This window comes from Bradyrhizobium sp. SBR1B, from assembly GCF_014198205.1.
GTDB lineage: Bacteria > Pseudomonadota > Alphaproteobacteria > Rhizobiales > Xanthobacteraceae > Bradyrhizobium.
In genome coordinates, this window is the sequence record NZ_JACIHC010000014.1 from 42,063 (window position 1) to 57,611 (window position 15,549).

Annotated in this window: 15 protein-coding genes; 7 read left to right on the forward strand and 8 right to left on the reverse strand. The window is 65.0% G+C overall.

Annotated elements, in window-relative coordinates; translation table 11 throughout:
* Window positions 1-51: 51 nt before the first annotated feature.
* Window positions 52-1,089 carry an AraC family transcriptional regulator gene (locus GGD61_RS28375; RefSeq protein WP_183231678.1) on the forward strand — a complete coding sequence of 346 codons (1,038 nt, stop codon included), beginning with the start codon at window positions 52-54 and terminating at the stop codon, window positions 1,087-1,089.
* Window positions 1,090-1,091: 2 nt separating this feature from the next.
* Here the strand turns inward: GGD61_RS28375 and GGD61_RS28380 are convergent, their stop codons facing one another.
* On the reverse strand, window positions 1,092-2,303 hold the full coding sequence (locus tag GGD61_RS28380; RefSeq protein WP_183231679.1) for an NnrS family protein: 1,212 nt from the start codon (window positions 2,301-2,303) through the stop codon (window positions 1,092-1,094).
* Window positions 2,304-2,433: 130 nt separating this feature from the next.
* Here GGD61_RS28380 and GGD61_RS28385 point away from each other — a divergent pair, with 130 nt between their 5' ends.
* Entirely contained in the window at window positions 2,434-3,144 is a 711-nt protein-coding gene (locus tag GGD61_RS28385; protein WP_018317840.1) for a Crp/Fnr family transcriptional regulator, read from the forward strand.
* 139 nt (window positions 3,145-3,283) lie between these two features.
* Here the strand turns inward: GGD61_RS28385 and GGD61_RS28390 are convergent, their stop codons facing one another.
* Both GGD61_RS28390 and hemN read right to left on the reverse strand, forming a co-directional pair.
* Window positions 3,284-3,481: a DUF1858 domain-containing protein gene (locus GGD61_RS28390; RefSeq protein WP_018317839.1), complete on the reverse strand. Its 198-nt coding sequence runs from the start codon at window positions 3,479-3,481 to the stop codon at window positions 3,284-3,286.
* 190 nt (window positions 3,482-3,671) lie between these two features.
* Window positions 3,672-5,024, reverse strand: coding sequence for an oxygen-independent coproporphyrinogen III oxidase (hemN, locus tag GGD61_RS28395; RefSeq protein ID WP_092254807.1), 1,353 nt, complete (start codon window positions 5,022-5,024; stop codon window positions 3,672-3,674).
* Window positions 5,025-5,226: 202 nt separating this feature from the next.
* On the opposite strand from hemN, the gene GGD61_RS28400 reads away from it, so the two are divergent.
* From GGD61_RS28400 to GGD61_RS28415, 4 genes are all read left to right on the forward strand, one after another.
* Window positions 5,227-5,427, forward strand: a complete 201-nt coding sequence (locus GGD61_RS28400; RefSeq protein WP_092254803.1) for a hypothetical protein — start codon at window positions 5,227-5,229, stop codon at window positions 5,425-5,427.
* Window positions 5,428-5,452: 25 nt separating this feature from the next.
* Entirely contained in the window at window positions 5,453-6,325 is an 873-nt protein-coding gene (locus GGD61_RS41485) for a copper chaperone PCu(A)C (RefSeq protein ID WP_092254800.1), read from the forward strand.
* A 122-nt stretch (window positions 6,326-6,447) separates the two neighbouring features.
* Window positions 6,448-7,545, forward strand: coding sequence for a copper-containing nitrite reductase (gene nirK / locus GGD61_RS28410; RefSeq protein ID WP_026201913.1), 1,098 nt, complete (start codon window positions 6,448-6,450; stop codon window positions 7,543-7,545).
* Window positions 7,546-7,597: 52 nt separating this feature from the next.
* Window positions 7,598-8,476, forward strand: coding sequence for an SUMF1/EgtB/PvdO family nonheme iron enzyme (locus GGD61_RS28415; RefSeq protein ID WP_092254928.1), 879 nt, complete (start codon window positions 7,598-7,600; stop codon window positions 8,474-8,476).
* An 88-nt stretch (window positions 8,477-8,564) separates the two neighbouring features.
* Here GGD61_RS28415 and GGD61_RS28420 read toward each other — a convergent pair whose 3' ends face one another.
* The 3 genes from GGD61_RS28420 to GGD61_RS28430 are packed head-to-tail and all read right to left on the reverse strand — an operon-like array spanning window position 8,565 to window position 10,599.
* Window positions 8,565-9,200, reverse strand: coding sequence for a GNAT family N-acetyltransferase (locus GGD61_RS28420; RefSeq protein WP_092254797.1), 636 nt, complete (start codon window positions 9,198-9,200; stop codon window positions 8,565-8,567).
* Between the two features lie 22 nt (window positions 9,201-9,222).
* Window positions 9,223-9,873, reverse strand: coding sequence for a 3-oxoacid CoA-transferase subunit B (locus tag GGD61_RS28425; RefSeq protein WP_011089829.1), 651 nt, complete (start codon window positions 9,871-9,873; stop codon window positions 9,223-9,225).
* An 18-nt stretch (window positions 9,874-9,891) separates the two neighbouring features.
* A complete protein-coding gene (locus tag GGD61_RS28430; RefSeq protein ID WP_018317833.1) occupies window positions 9,892-10,599 on the reverse strand; it encodes a CoA transferase subunit A in 708 nt (235 codons plus the stop codon).
* A gap of 272 nt (window positions 10,600-10,871) precedes the next feature.
* Here GGD61_RS28430 and GGD61_RS28435 point away from each other — a divergent pair, with 272 nt between their 5' ends.
* Window positions 10,872-12,812, forward strand: coding sequence for an AsmA family protein (locus tag GGD61_RS28435; RefSeq protein WP_177237052.1), 1,941 nt, complete (start codon window positions 10,872-10,874; stop codon window positions 12,810-12,812).
* A gap of 115 nt (window positions 12,813-12,927) precedes the next feature.
* Here the strand turns inward: GGD61_RS28435 and dctA are convergent, their stop codons facing one another.
* Both dctA and GGD61_RS28445 read right to left on the reverse strand, forming a co-directional pair.
* Entirely contained in the window at window positions 12,928-14,313 is a 1,386-nt protein-coding gene (gene dctA / locus GGD61_RS28440) for a C4-dicarboxylate transporter DctA (RefSeq protein ID WP_092254789.1), read from the reverse strand.
* A 68-nt stretch (window positions 14,314-14,381) separates the two neighbouring features.
* Complete coding sequence (locus GGD61_RS28445; protein WP_092254785.1) at window positions 14,382-15,455, reverse strand: 4-oxalomesaconate tautomerase; 1,074 nt, start codon at window positions 15,453-15,455, stop codon at window positions 14,382-14,384.
* Between the last annotated feature and the right edge of the window lie 94 nt (window positions 15,456-15,549).

The following is a 15,549-nucleotide window of genomic DNA, read 5'->3' on the forward strand; positions in this document are numbered from 1 at the left end:
AAATTTTACATTTCGGGACATCTGCGGGAATGGCTGGCAGGAACGGTTCGCATGACCGACCTCGTTCGCAGCGCAGGCTTGAGCTATTATCCGGAAATCGCCCGGTCGGTCGGGCTCGATCCCAAACAGATGATGCGCAAGGCCAGGCTGCCGCTGGCCTGCCTCGACAAGCCCGATACGCCCATTGCCGTCGCAGGCCTGCGCCGTCTGCTCGAATTGTCGGCGGAGACCTCCGGCGCCGAAGATTTCGGCTTGCGTCTCGCCGAGCGCGGCGGCCTGACCAATTTCGGTGCGGTCGGCCTGATCGTGCGCGAACAGGCGACTGTCGGCGAGGCGATCGACGCATTTTCGCGCTTCATCCACATCCATCATGACGGCATGCGGCTGGATGTTGCGCGCGACCGGCAGATCGTGACGGTCACGCTGCACCTGCGCGGCAGGCGGCCGAGCGCGCCGCGCCAGGCGATCGACATGGCGCTCGGCAGCATCCACCGCATCATCCAATCGCTGCATGGCCAAGACTGGCGGCCGCAGGAGGTCCAGCTGCATTACCCGCCGCCGCGCGATCGCAAGCGCTACCGCGAATTTTACGGCTGCCGCGTGACCTTCAACGCCGAGCACGATGCGATCCTGCTCTCGGCGCGCGACATGGAGCGCCGGATCCCGAGCGCGCATCCGCTGATCGCAAGCTATCTGCGCAAGCGGATCGAGGCGATCGAAACCCGGCCCGCAAGCTGGGAGGGGAAGGTCGACGAGGTCGTACGGACCTTGCTCGCCGGCGGCGACTGTACGGTCGAGCGCGTGGCCGAGCATCTTGCCTGCACCCGCCGCACCATCCACCGCCACCTCGCTGCCTCAGGCACCAGCTTTTCGGCCATCCTGGATGTGCAACGTGCCGATCTCGTGATCCAGCTGATCGAGGACCCTGGCCGGCCGTTGGCTGACATCGCGGTGCAACTCGGCTTCTCCGCGCAAAGCGCCATGGCGCGCTGGTTCCGCGGCCGGTTCGGCTGCACCATAACCGACTGGCGCAACGGCGTGCGGCCTCCGACGCCGCCGCCCGATGCGCCCTCGGCGACCGCAGCTTGAGTTCAGCGCGCCGGAGCAGGCACGCCCATCGTGGCGAGGGCACGCCGCCGGCTGCCGGCGAGCAGCGGGCCGAACGCGACGGCAAATCCGAGGAACGCGACGAGCCAACCGCAGGCGGCGATGTGCAACAACACATCACTATGCGCGGGCAACACCACGGCGGCGACCCGGGCCAGGGCCGCGATGATGATCGCAGCATAGATTGCCTGCGTCGCCGGCGAAGCGGTCAACGCCTGTCCGGTATGGCCGAGGCTCGCGCGGGTCATCACCGCCAGCGTCATGGTTCCCGCCGCGCCCGCCATCCAGGCGTGGATGCCGGCGCTTGGCGGCAGCGCTCCGAAAACAGCGACGGCGTGCAGGATGAAGCCGAGCGGCACGAAGACGTAGCCAATATGCAGGATCACCAGCAGTCGCTCGCCAAACGTGCGATCACCGGCCCAGCGCGCAAGCCGCACCAGATGCAGCCCGCCGACCAGCGCCATCAGGACACCGGTGACGACATTCAGCGGCGCCACGATCCAGAAGACGAGCGCGAGCGCGCTGCATCCGATCACTGCGCCGTCGAAGCGTCCGAACGGCACCGGCAGGCGGCCGGGATTGAACTTGACCAGCCAGTTGCGGGTGAAGCTCGGAATGATGCGGCCTCCGATCAGCGAGATCAGCAGCATGACCACACCGATGCCGACGCGGATGCTGACATCGGCCGCGCCCTGGTAGTGCGCCTCGAGATGAAAAGCGACGTTGCCGGCGAGCAGAACGGACACCAGCGCCACCACGGGCAGGTTGCGCCAGTTGCCGCCTGCGATGATCTCGCGCGCCGCGGCGGCGACGACCAGCGCCAGGAAGGCGGCATCGACGAGAAGCGCAAACGCCCAGCCGGTATCGGCCGACAACGTCACCGCGATACGCCCGGCAAGCCAGACCATCACTAAAGCCCCAAGCGAGGTGCCCTGGATCGGCAGCCGCCCGGTCCAATTCGGGATGGCCGTGAACAGGAACCCGGTGATGACAGCCGGCAGGAAGCCATAGAGCATCTCGTGGACGTGCCAGTCGCGCGGCGCGAATGCGGAACTCACCGACAATTCACCGTAGAACATCGGCAGCCAGGCCAGGATCGATAGCCCCGCCTGGATCGCGCCGAGCAGGAAAAAGGGCCGAAAACTGTTCGCAAACAGCGGCCAGCCCTCAAAGTTGCGGGATCGGGCGCCAGCCATGGGGTCAACTCCAATAAAATTCAGTCCGTTGTCTGGAAAAATACTGCCACTCAGCCATCCCGTTTTGCGCTATCGCAAACTATCGGACGATTGCAGGTGCCATCACACTCCCTGATGCCAAGGAGGCAGAATGGCCAAGGTCGACACATCGCTGGTTGCGCATTTGCCGCTGTTTGCCGGGGTCACGCCGGAAGCTCTGGATGAGATCCTGCGTGAGGCCCGTTCGGCGCGCTATCCCAAGAACAGCGCCATTTTCGAGCAGGGGGCGGATGCGCAGTCCTTCTTCCTGCTGCTGCACGGCCATGTCCGCGCGGCCAAGACCACGCCGACCGGCGAGCAGATCGTGGTCCGCTACGTCGCGCCCGGCGAAACGTTCGGGCTCGCCATGGCGATCGGAGCCGTGCAGTATCCGGCGACCGCGATCGCTGTCGATGACAGCGTGGTGCTGATATGGCCAACCTCGGCCTGGCCGCGGCTGGTCGAGCGATTTCCCTCGCTGGCCGCCAACACGCTCCAGACCGTCGGCGCGCGCCTCCAGGAGAGCCACACCCGCATCCTGGAAATGTCGACCCAGCAGGTCGAGCAGCGCGTCGCCCATGCGCTGCTGCGTCTCGCCAAACAGTCCGGCAAGAAGCTCGACCACGGCATCGAGATCGACTTCCCGATCAGCCGCCAGGACATCGCGCAGATGACCGGCACCACGCTGCACACCGTCAGCCGCATCCTGAGCGGCTGGGAGAGCCAAGGCCTCGTCGAGAGCGGCCGTCAGCGCATCATCCTGCGCGATCCGCACAGGATCGTCGTGTTGGCAGAGCGGAGCGCCGACAGCGGCGCGGCGTGACACAGCCGCACCGGGGCGTCTCCGCCCAAGATAGGGACCAGGATAGGGATCGAGATAGGGGTGAGGGGCGCTTCCGCTTACGGCGAAAGCCGTCCCTCACCCGGGAATCCGCGCGCGCCCGCGCGAATTCGAGACTGCTTCACGCCGGCACGCAATCGCACAACGCGGCGAGGAATTTGTCGCGGTCGATGCCATGCTCGCGGCAGGCATCATCCACCGTGTGGAAGGTTGCGATAGGGCAACCGACACAAGCCATCCTGAAGGCCAGAAACACGCGGATCGTGTGCGGCGCGGTACGCATGATGTCATCGACCAGATCGTCGGATCCGAAAGACATGGGCAACTCCGTTCCGACACGACGATAACGGAGGTGACCTGAGTTTCTTTGTTGGAGCGCAAGCTGTTGCCCGTTCCTCCGCCGTCATTCCGGGGCGCGCCTTTTGGCGCGAGCCCGGAATCCATCGTGCAGCGGATGACATGGAGGAATGGATTCCGGGCTCGCGCTTCGCGCGGCCCGGAATGACCAGCTACACAGCCCGGCTGTGCAGCTGCTTCGCCGGATTGAGATGCGCGTCGAACGCGGCCGCGACGCTGCGGACCAGGAAGCGGGAATCTTTTGCGACTGCGAGGCGGTTGCCGTCCAACCTCACGATGCCGTCGGAGACCAGTGGCTTCAGACGTGCCGCCGAGTTCAGCATCGCCGCCGCCTCCGCGCCATGGCGCGCGCAGATGTCGTCGAGATCGGCGCTGAACTCGCACATGATGCGTTCGATGATGTCGGCGCGCAGCCGGTCGTCGTCGGTGAGCCCATAGCCCTTGGCGGTGGCGAGACGGCCGGCGGCAATGCTCTGCGCATAGGCGCCGATCTGCACCTCGTTCTGGACGTAACCCTGCGGCAAATGCCCAATCGCGCTGGCGCCGAAACCGAGCAGGACTTCGCTCTTGTCAGTGGTGTAGCCCTGAAAATTGCGCCGCAGCGTCCGTTCCTCAAAGGCCACGGCCATGGAGTCGCCGGGCCGCGCGAAATGATCGAGCCCGATCTGCACGTAACCGGCCTCCTTCAGTGCATTCGCGATCGCGCAGGCCTGGTCGTGGCGCGCGAGGCCGTCCGGCAACACAGCCTCGTTGATCATCTGCTGGTGCTTCTTGAAGCTTGGCACATGAGCATAGCCGAACACGGAGAAGCGGTCGGGCGCGAGCGTGAGGCTGCGCCGGACGGTATCCAGACACGACGCGACGGTCTGGTGCGGCAACCCGTAGATCAGGTCGAAATTGAGTCCCTCGATGCCGGCGCGCCGGAGCATGTCGACCACGGAAGCCGTCTGCTCGAAGCTTTGCACGCGGTTGATCGCCCGCTGCACCACGGGATCGAAGCTCTGCACGCCAAGGCTCGCGCGGTTGACGCCGGAGAGCCGCATGGCATCGACCATGTCGGCGGTCAATGTGCGGGGATCGATCTCGACCGCGATCTCGGCCGAGGGCAGCACGAAGAACTTCTGGCGCATCGTCGCCATCAATTCGGCGAAGGCTTCCGGCTGCATGATCGTCGGCGTGCCGCCGCCGAAATGGATGTGCTCCACCTTGATGCGGCGACCGATGGTTTCGGCGACCTGCTCGATCTCGTTGCGCAGCGTGCGCTGATAGCCGGCGATCAGTTCGTCGCGGCGCACGATCTGGGTATGGCAGCCGCAATACCAGCACATCTCGCGGCAGAACGGCACGTGGAGATAGAGTGACGCGCTGGCGCCCGCCGGCAGCTCCGCCAGCCAACTGGCGTAGGCGTCCGATCCGACCGCCGTGGAAAAATGCGGCGCGGTCGGATAGCTCGTGTAGCGTGGCAATCGTTCTTCGCCGTAGCTCGCCGCAAGATCAGCTCTCATGTCTTACCCATTCGTAAATTTCCGCCGTGTGCAGACCACGGCAAATCACGGAATACACCCCACTACCTCGGATCCGAGGGGGTGACCTTGCGCTTGCGCAAAGTCGGCCGGGGGTGCCGCAGACATTGCGCTCGCGCAAAGCGCAGCGGCCATTTCGGGGCCATGATCATGCCAATTCGCACGCCATCCGGAGCGTTTGCCCATGAGGCTTCTCGCACTCGAACTGCTTCTTTCCTTGCTCGACGTCCGCGGCCATATCCCGCGTTTCGACGACTTCCGGCCGGCCCCGCTCGCAGCGGCCCCGGCCGGCACCGTGCGCGCTCTGGCCGCAGCCATCGCCATCTTCGTCGTGCTGTCACTGGTGATCTGGGCAACGGTCTGGCTTGCCACATCTCTCGTCTAGTGGCGTCTTCGCGAAGGCCTCGACCATGATCTCATCCAAGCGTGCATTCGCCGGCGCGGTCGTCCTGACATGCCTTGCCGGGGTGCCGGCCTTCGCGGCCGACACGACCAGCGGCGACCTCGTCATCACCAGGGCCTGGAGCCGGGCGACGCCCGGCGGAGCCAGGGTCGCCGGCGGCTATCTGACGATAGAGAACCGGGGCCGCGCGCCGGAGCGACTGCAGGCCGCATCGGCCGCGCATGCGCTTCGAACAGAGATCCACGAGATGACCGTCAACGACGGTGTCATGACCATGCGCGCGCTCGACAGGGGACTTGTCATCGCTCCCGGACAGATCGTAACGCTTGCGCCCGGCGGCGGACACCTGATGTTCATCGGTCTCGATGTGCCGCTTCATGCCGGCGACCAGATGCCCGTGACGCTGTCGTTCGAGCACGCCGGCGCGGTGAAAGTGACGCTGGACGTGCAGGCCATCGGCGCACAGGCTCCCGAAAGCATGGCGACCACGGCGGCCGCAGAGCCTGCGCATCGCGCGGAGCAGGCGGCGGTCCCTGCCGCCGCGACATCCGACGCGGACGAGAGCTTCTTCACGCATCTCCATGCAGAAAAAGCCATGGCCAACGTCACGGTCTCGCCCGGGCGCGCCGGTCCGGTCGAGATCGCGATCCAGCTCGAAGATGCGAACGAGTTGCCGCTGAGTGCCGATGCGGTCGCGGTCACACTCGGCAATCCCGAGCATGGCGTGGCGCCGATCACCGCAAACGCCGAACGCGTCGGTAACGATCAGTGGCGCGTCAGAATGTCGGCACCGCTGTCAGGCCGCTGGTCGCTCGGCCTCGACATCCGCATCACGCCAAAGGATGCCGTCAACGTCGTGTCGCCGATTCTGCTCCGCTAAGGCACCTAAGTACTGTAGCGGAGCCGAATCCGGCAAAACCTTGTCGCAGCGCAAACACTCTTGCCGAGATAGGCGCACACTGCATCCGTCATCAAAACCTTTCCAGATGAAGGATGCTTCCGATGTTCACCCGCAGAGTCGCATTGATCGGCGCCGCCGCGACAGCTCTGATGCTGGCGACCCCCGCTTTGGCTGGCGACGATCTCAAACTGCCGCGTCAAAAGGTAGAGCTGGTCGCTCCGCCGTTCGTGCATGCGCACGAGCAGGCGACCAAGCAAGGCCCCAAGATCATCGAGTTCAAACTCACGATCGAGGAGAAGAAGGTCGTCATCGACGAGAAGGGCACCACCTTCCAGGCCATGACCTTCAACGGTTCTATGCCGGGTCCGCTGATGGTCGTGCACGAGGGCGACTACGTCGAAACGACGCTGGTCAATCCTGCGACCAACTCCATGCCGCACAACATCGACTTCCATTCCGCGACCGGCGCGCTCGGTGGCGGCGCGCTCACTCTGGTCAATCCCGGCGAGCAAGTCGTGCTGCGCTGGAAGGCAACCAAGACCGGCGTCTTCGTCTACCATTGCGCCCCGGGCGGCCCGATGATCCCCTGGCACGTCGTCTCCGGCATGAACGGCGCCGTGATGGTGCTGCCGCGTGACGGCCTCAACGACGGCAAGGGCCGCGCGCTGAAATACGACAAGGTCTACTACATCGGCGAGCAGGACATGTACGTGCCCCGCGACGAGAAAGGCAACTTCAAGTCCTACGAATCGCCTGGCGAGGCCTTCACCGAGACCGAAGAGGTGATGAAGAAGCTGATCCCGACCCATGTCGTGTTCAACGGCAAGGCCGGTGCGCTGACCGGCAAGAACGCGCTGACGGCCAATGTCGGCGAGAACGTGCTGATCGTGCATTCGCAAGCCAACCGCGACAGCCGTCCGCACCTGATCGGCGGCCATGGCGACTACGTCTGGGAGACCGGCAAGTTCGGCAATGCGCCGGAAGTCGGGCTCGAGACCTGGTTCATCCGCGGCGGATCGGCGGGAGCCGCGCTGTACAAATTCCAGCAGCCCGGCATCTACGCCTACGTCACGCATAACCTGATCGAAGCCGCCGACCTCGGCGCCACCGCGCACTTCAAGGTCGAAGGCAAGTGGAACGATGATCTGATGATGCAGGTGAAGGCCCCCGCCGAAATACCGGCTGCCAACACCAACTAAACGCGACAAGGGGCCGGTCATCACCGGCCCCTTCTTTCTTCGGGGAATGACCATGCTGATCGCATTCAAGCTCAAACTGGCCCTCGCCTGCGCCGCCGGGCTCGCCGGACCGATCGCGATGGCGCCGCTGGTTTCGAACATGACGGTCCGCGGCACCGCGACGGAGCCAGCGATCGTCAGGGTCGCGCCGGGCAGTCTGTCCTATCGCGAGGCCGGCGATTTCACGCGCGGCGGGCAGCAGGCGGAGGCGCCGCTGCGCGCGATGCGCGTCGACCGACCGCTGCACATCATGCGAAATCAGGTCTCCTCATCCGATTATCAGCTCTGTGTGCAGGAGGGCGCCTGCCGCGCGCTCGATCGCGACGTCACGGTCGCTGCCGATCGTCCCGCGGTGCAGGTGAACTGGCACGATGCCGAGGCTTATGCAGGCTGGCTGTCGCGCAAGACAGGCCACCATTACCGCCTGCCGAGCGATGCGGAATGGGCCTTTGCAGCGGGCTCCAGATTCAAGGACGACGGCGTCGCTGTCGATGCCGACGATCCTTCAAAGCGCTGGATCAGCCGCTATGAGCGCGAGTCCGAACGCGATCTTTCCGACACCACTGCCTATCCCTTCGGCAAGTTCGGCCCGAACGAGCACGGCGTCGAGGATCTCGCCGGCAATGTCTGGGAGTGGACCTCGACCTGCTTCGTGCGCTCGCGCGTCGACGCCGCCGGCAATGCCGGCCGACCCACGGTGAACTGCGGCGTGCGTGTCGCCGAGGGCGCCCACCGCGCCTATGTCACCGATTTCATCCGCGACGCCCGCGCCGGCGGTTGCGCCCAGGGCGTGCCGCCCGCCAATCTCGGCTTCCGCCTGGTGCGCGAGGAGACCTCCTGGGTCGCGAGCGTGTCGGCGCGGTGGAGCAAGGTGTGGGCGGTGAGGTCATAGCCAAGATTATCGCCGCGTAGCCCGGGTGAGCGAAGCGACACCCGGGAAGGTCCCGCATATCGCTTCGCTCATGCGGGCTACGGACACGTCAAATCGCGCGCGCGAACATGCGAAAGCCTGGAGCTCCGATGATCGTCTCGAACGCGGGATCGCGTTTCTCCTCCGCAAAGACAAATCCGGCCTTGGCGTAGGCGCGCTCGGCGGGCTCGTTGCCGATCAGGAACGATATCGTCGTCCGGGCAAACCCGGCCGCCCGCCCCTTGTCCAGCGCGTGCGCGATCAGCGCCTGCATCAGGCCGCGGCCACGATAGGCAGGGTCGGTCGCGACATGCTCGATCATCCAGTCGCCCTCGCCGCCCTGGACCCAGCAAGTCCGCGAATAGGCGCCGCGCCGGCGGATGGCGTCCAGCTCTGACGCCGTGAGCCCAATTGAGAAACCGACCTCTTCGAGCGCGCGCCAGGCCGCAGGTCCGGTGCCGGCCGCAGGCACGGCGCAAAGTGCAGCAGCAGGCTTGCCATCGATTTCGGTGACCAGGAACTGCGACACATGCCACATCGACACCGCGCGTGCGACGGCGACGCGTGCGATGAAATCGAGGCACTCCGCTTCCGGCCAGCCAAGCGCGACGTCGAACCAGCCCCGCGGCCGGCAGCCGCGCATCGAGTGCAGGATGGTTCGTGCGATGAAAGCAGCGTCCTCGGGACGCGCTGACCTTATCGTCATACGCGCCCCATTCTCGAAGACCTTACGTGTTCTTCAGCGCCACGCGAAACTCGGCTTCGGTCTTGGCCTTGACCTCGTCGAGCGAGACGCCGTCGGCGAGCTCGATCAGGGCCATGCCGCCATCACCGTGCTTGTCGATGGTGAAGACCGCCAGATCCGTGACGACCATGTCGACCACGCGCTCGCCGGTCAGCGGCAGATTGCACTTCTTCAGGAGCTTGGAGCCGTCCTTGGCCGAATGCTCCATCACCACGACGACGCGCTTGACGCCGGCGACGAGGTCCATCGCGCCGCCCATGCCCTTGACCATCTTGCCGGGGATCATCCAATTGGCGAGATCGCCGTTCTGGGCCACCTGCATGGCGCCGAGGATCGACAGGTCCATATGGCCGCCGCGGATCATCCCGAAGGAATCCGCGCTCGAGAAATACGAGGTCGAGGGCAGCTCGCTCACCGTCTGCTTGCCGGCGTTGATCAGGTCCGCGTCCACCTCGTCTTCATAGGGGAACGGGCCCATGCCGAGCATGCCGTTCTCGCTCTGCAGGCTGACATCGACCCCGTCGGGGATGAAGTTCGAAACCAGCGTCGGGATGCCGATGCCGAGATTGACGTAGTAGCCGTCACGCAGTTCCTTCGCGGCGCGCGCGGCCATCTGTTCACGGGTCCAGGCCATGTGTGTCTCCTGATACGCTTAAGCGGCGGTACGCGGGCGGGTGTTGCGGAATTCGATGCGCTTCTTGGCCGTGCCGACCTCGACGATGCGCTTCACGAAAATGCCGGGCGTGTGGATGTGGTCGGGATTGAGTTCACCCGCCGGAACCAGATGCTCGACCTCGGCGACGGTGATCTTGGCGGCGGTCGCCATCATCGGGTTAAAATTGCGCGCGGTCTTGCGGTAGATGAGGTTGCCGGCGGTGTCGCCCTTCCAGGCGTGGACAATGGCGAGGTCGGCGAACAGGCCACGTTCCATCAGGTACTTCTCGCCGTCGAACTCCTTCACTTCCTTGCCTTCGGCGATCAGCGTGCCGACGCCGGTCTTGGTGTAGAAGGCCGGAATGCCGGCGCCGCCGGCGCGGATGCGCTCGGCAAGCGTGCCCTGCGGATTGAATTCGAGTTCCAGCTCGCCGGCGAGGAATTGCTGGGCGAACAGCTTGTTCTCGCCGACATAGGACGAGATCATCTTCTTGATCTGCCGGGTTTCCAAAAGGCGGCTGAGCCCGATGCCGTCGACGCCGGCATTGTTGGAGACCACCGTCAGGCCCTTGACGCCGGACTCGCGGATCGCGTCCGAGAGCTCCTCGGCGATGCCGCAGAGGCCGAAGCCTCCCGACATGATCATCATGTTGTCTTTCAAAATGCCTGACAGAGCCGACTTGGCGTCGGGATAGACCTTGTTCATGCAAATAACCTTCGACTGAACCTTCGGCTTGGAGGCGGCGCGCCCTATTGGCGGCGATTATTAGGCGAAATCCTCCAAAGCCGTCAATGATACGGGGTTCTCCGCACGGCGGCCGGGTGATAGAAGCTGCCCACACCGTGGGCAGAACCGTCCGCGGCCTTGAAAGCGACAAGAAAACCCATCAAGTTGCGGGGGTTGGGCGTGGGCACGCAGGTTTCCCGACCCGCCCTCCTGGCTCCAACGACCAACCCGATCAGGACATGCCATTGACCATGGCCCAAGGAATGAAGCGCCTCGGGACGCCGATCGCGGCGCTGCTCGGCGTCGCGCTGATCGCCCTGATCGCGACCTCATGGCTCATCAACCGCGACGCGCTGCGCAAGGCGGTCGAAGCGCAGATCCGCGACGTCACCGGGCTCGAACTCAGTGTCGCGGGCGCAATCGACATCTCGGTGCTGCCGGCGAGCTACATCTCCTTCCGTGACGTCGGCCTCAAGGGCGGCGGCACCAGCGATCCCGCGCTCCAGGTCGACGTGCTCACCGCCAATCTGCGGCTGCTGCCGCTATTGCTGCAACGGTTCGAGATCGCCGACCTGACGCTGCTGCGGCCGCGCATCCATGTCAGCCTGAAGCCGGACGGCCAGAGTAACTGGACGCCCTTCATCCAGACCATCGCGCGCACCATGAAGCCGGGGGCTGAAAACCAGCTCTCGTTCTCCGAAATCCGGATCCAGGACGGCGTGCTCGACTACCAGGACGCCGCCACGCACGGCACCGAGAAGTTCGAGGACATCGACCTGTCGCTGGCCTGGCCTTCGATCTCGCGCTCCTTCGCCGCGACCGGACAGTTCGACTGGCGCGGCGAGCGTGTTGACGGCTCGATCAGCTTTTCCGACTTCGTCGCCGCCCTCTCCGGCGAGCGCTCGGGCTTGAAGGCGCGGATCGCCAGCGCACCGCTCAAGCTCGCTTTCGACGGCAGCGTCGCCAACCGCACCAGCCCGATGATGGAAGGCACGCTGACGATCGACAGCCCCTCCTTGCGCAACGCGCTGCGCTGGACCGGGCAGCCGCAACCCGCCAGCGGCGGCTTCGGCCGCTTCGTGCTGAAGGCGCGCGCCAACGTCGTCGGCGCCTCGATCGCGCTCACCAACGTCAATGTCGAGCTCGACGGCAATGCCGCCGAGGGCGTCATGACCTACGCCAATAACGGCCGGCAGACGCTGCAGGCGACGCTCGCCGCCGACGCGCTCGACTTCACGCCTTATATCTCCACCTTCCGACTGCTCGCGAGCGGCGCGCGGGACTGGAACAGGCAGCTGTTCGATCTCAACGGATTGTCGACGACCGATCTCGACATGCGCCTATCGGCAGCAAAGCTGACGGTCGGGCCGACCAGGCTCGGCCGCACCGCCATCGGCGCCAATCTGCGCAACGGCACGCTCGCACTCTCGGTCGGCGAAGCCCAGGTCTATGGCGGCATCGCCAAGGGCTCGTTCGGCATCGCGCGCTCCGACACCGTCGCCGACATCAAGGCGCAATTCCAGTTCACCGACGTCGACCTCCAGGCCTGCGCCACCGAACTGTTCGGCCTCAGCAAGCTATCCGGTCGCGGCAACATCAACGTGTCGCTCTTCGCCTCGGGCTCGAGCCCGTTCGGCCTCGTGCAGTCGCTCGACGGCAGCGCCACCGTCACCGGTCATGACGGCGCGATCTCGGGCTTCAATGCCGAGCAGCTGCTGAAACGCCTGGAGCGGCGTCCGCTGTCGGGCGGCGGCAATTTCCGCAACGGTTCGACGCCGTACAACAATCTCACCATCGCCGTGAAATTCTCCGATGGGGTCGCCACCGCCGAGGACATCCGTGTCGAAGGGCCGGCGGCCAAGATTACGCTCACCGGCACCGCCTCGGTGCCGACGCGCGAATACGACATGAAGGGCGTGGCGAGCCTCAACAGCACGTCGGGATTCGAGTTGCCGTTCGTGGTGCAGGGTCCCTGGGACGATCCCCTGATCTTCCCCGATCCGGAAAGCCTGATCCGCCGCTCGCCGGCCTCCGCGCCGCTGCTCGACATGCTGAAGGATCGCAAGGGGGGCGACGCCGTGCGCTCCGCGATCGAGCGCATCACCGGCAGCGGAAAGCGTCCTCCACCGGCGGAAGCGCCGACGGCGGAGAACGCCAAAGAGAACGTGAAGGAGAACGCCAAATCCAACTAGGCTGATCAACGCAGCCTTCGCGGATTTCGGTAGCCCGAGCTCAACAAGCTCGACATGCCGGCGACTTGGCAAACCCGAATCGAGCAGTGCGGCCGATTTCATCCCGGAGGTGGCGTCAAGCGGCCGATTGCGTCGTCGAAATCCAGGCCTTGTCCCCCTGCAGCACTGCTCCTCCGCCGATCTTCGATCCGGCCGCGACCTTGAGAGAGCCACTCCCTCCCAGCTCGCGAGCCAACACCTCTCGGTCACAAGCGTCCTCCCACAGCGAAACGGTGATGGCTGCGACGCAGTTGCTGATCATACTGGTCAGCGCCCGCGCTTCCGACATGAAACGGTCGATGCCGACGAGCAGCGCAACGCCCGTCACGGGCAGATCCGGCATGACGGAGAGGGTCGCGACAAGCGCGACGAAGCCGCTGCCGGTGACGCCGGCCGCGCCTTTGGACGTCAGCAGCATCAGTCCGAGCATCGCCGCGATCTGCCCCCACGACAGGTGGATGTCGCAGGCCTGCGCGATGAAGATGGAGGCCAGGGTGAGATAGATGGCGCTGCCGTCCAGATTGAAGGAATAGCCCATCGGCAACACGAGGCCGGACACGCCTTTCCGGCATCCGAGCTGCTCCAGCTTGCGCAGCGCCCCAGGCAGCGCCGGTTCCGACGATGACGTGCCGAGCACGATCAGCAGCTCTTCCTTGAAGTAGCGGATGGTCCTCCACAGGCTGAAGCCATTCAGCCGCGCCAGCGTGCCGAGCACGACGACCACGAAGAATGAGCAGGCGATATAGAATGTTAGGATCAGCAGTCCGAGCGAGCCAATCGATCGAATGCCGTAGCGGCCCACCGTGAACGCCATGGCGCCAAAGGCGCCGAGCGGCGCGAGCTTCATGACGAAGCCAAAGGACACAAACAGGACCTGAGAGAAGGAATCGACGGCCTTCGTCACCACCGCACCCCCATCGCCGGCACGGCTCAGGCCAAAGGCGACCAGGATGGAGACCAGCAGGACCGGCAGCACTTCGCCGTCGGCAAACGCGCCAAAGAAGGAATGCGGGATGATGTGCAGCATGAAGTCCGCAAATCCGGTCGCACTCGCCTGCTTGGTGAACTTCGCGGCCACCGACGGATCCAGCGTGCTGACGGACACATGCATGCCGACGCCCGGCTGGATCAGCGACACGGCGACCAGTCCGGCCAGCAATGCGAGCACGGTCAGCAGGTAGAACAGCGCCATGGATTTCACCAGCGTGCGGCCGACCTCGCGCGAATCGCTGATGCTGTTGATACCGCTGACGATGGTGCAGAACACGATCGGCGCGATCATCATCTTGACCAGCTTGACGAAGCCGTCGCCGAAGGGCTTCAGCGCGGCACCGAAGTCAGGCCAGAGATGGCCGGTGAGGACGCCCAACATGAGACCGATCAGCACCTGGACGTAGAGGATCCGGTAGAATGGTTTTCGCGTCTCACCGTTCGCGGGCCCGACCAGCGCTTGCTTCTGCATTCTCGTTTCTCCCATGGCTCTGATTTTTCATGGCTCTGATTTTTGAAGGCTTTGAAAGCGGTCCGGCTTCAGGCCGCCAGGACCGAATGAGGGACGTGCGATCGACGGGCGAAGACATGGCCCTCGAGAATTCGCCGGGCTGTCCGCTGCACCCGGGCAACCGGGCCGGGCTCGAGCCGAACCACGAGCCGGCCGGAGGGATGGGCGAGCGTGATCGGCACCGGCGGTGCCAGCGATCCAACCATCTCTGCGGCGATCGTCCCGGGCGTCACACAGGCGGTCGCGATCGCGACGGCACCGGTCACCGCCAGCGCGCTATGGCAGTCGTGCGGCATGAAGTACCTGACGTTCAACGTCGCCCCGCTTGCGGGCGCGATCAGAACCGGCTTCGGAATCACCATTGACGCGGAATCCGGAAAACCCATCCGGCGTCCAGCCTCGATGCGCAAATGTTCGAGCCGCCCGCGGAAGGCGCCGTCGGCGAAGGCCGGAGGGGCCTCGCGGCCGGTCCATCCGAGATCTGCCGCGCGGACCAGCATGACGGGCATGGCTGCGTCGATGCAGGTCACGTCGACCCCTCCGATGCGATCGACCGGACGTCCTGTCGGCAACAGACGGCCGGTGCGTGCGCCGGCGGCGTTGGGGAACGACAGTTCGATGGGCGCGGCCGTTCCCGGCACGCCGTCGATCCGCGCTTCTCCCTCATAGGTCACCCGTCCTCCCGGAGTGGCGACCGTCGCGTCGATCAGCTTGCCGGTGTTGACATTGTGAATGCGTACATGGGTGCGATCCGCAGTAGCGGCGACCAGGCCGGCTTCGATTGCGAATGGCCCGACCGCCGCAAGCATGTTTCCGCAGTTCGGCGAGGTATCGACGATCCCTTCACGGACCCTCACCTGGGCAAACAGGTAGTCGACATCGGCACCGGGCACCGTTGCCGATCCGATGATCGCGACCTTGTTGATCACGGCATTGTCGCCGCCGATTCCATCGATTCCGAGATCGTGCCCAGCTCCCATTACCGACAACAGCACCGCGTCGCGCGAGCTGGGGTCGGCCGGAAGGTCGCGGGCCAGGAAAAACGGTCCGCGCGAGGTCCCACCGCGCATGACCACACAGGGAATGGCAATCTGATCGTTCATGATGTTCTTCCGTTCGGCGACGTGCTCGTCTGAGCCAGAGCATCCTCCGTCCGAACTATTTTGTGAAATGCAAATATCTGAGGTATTATTTCGT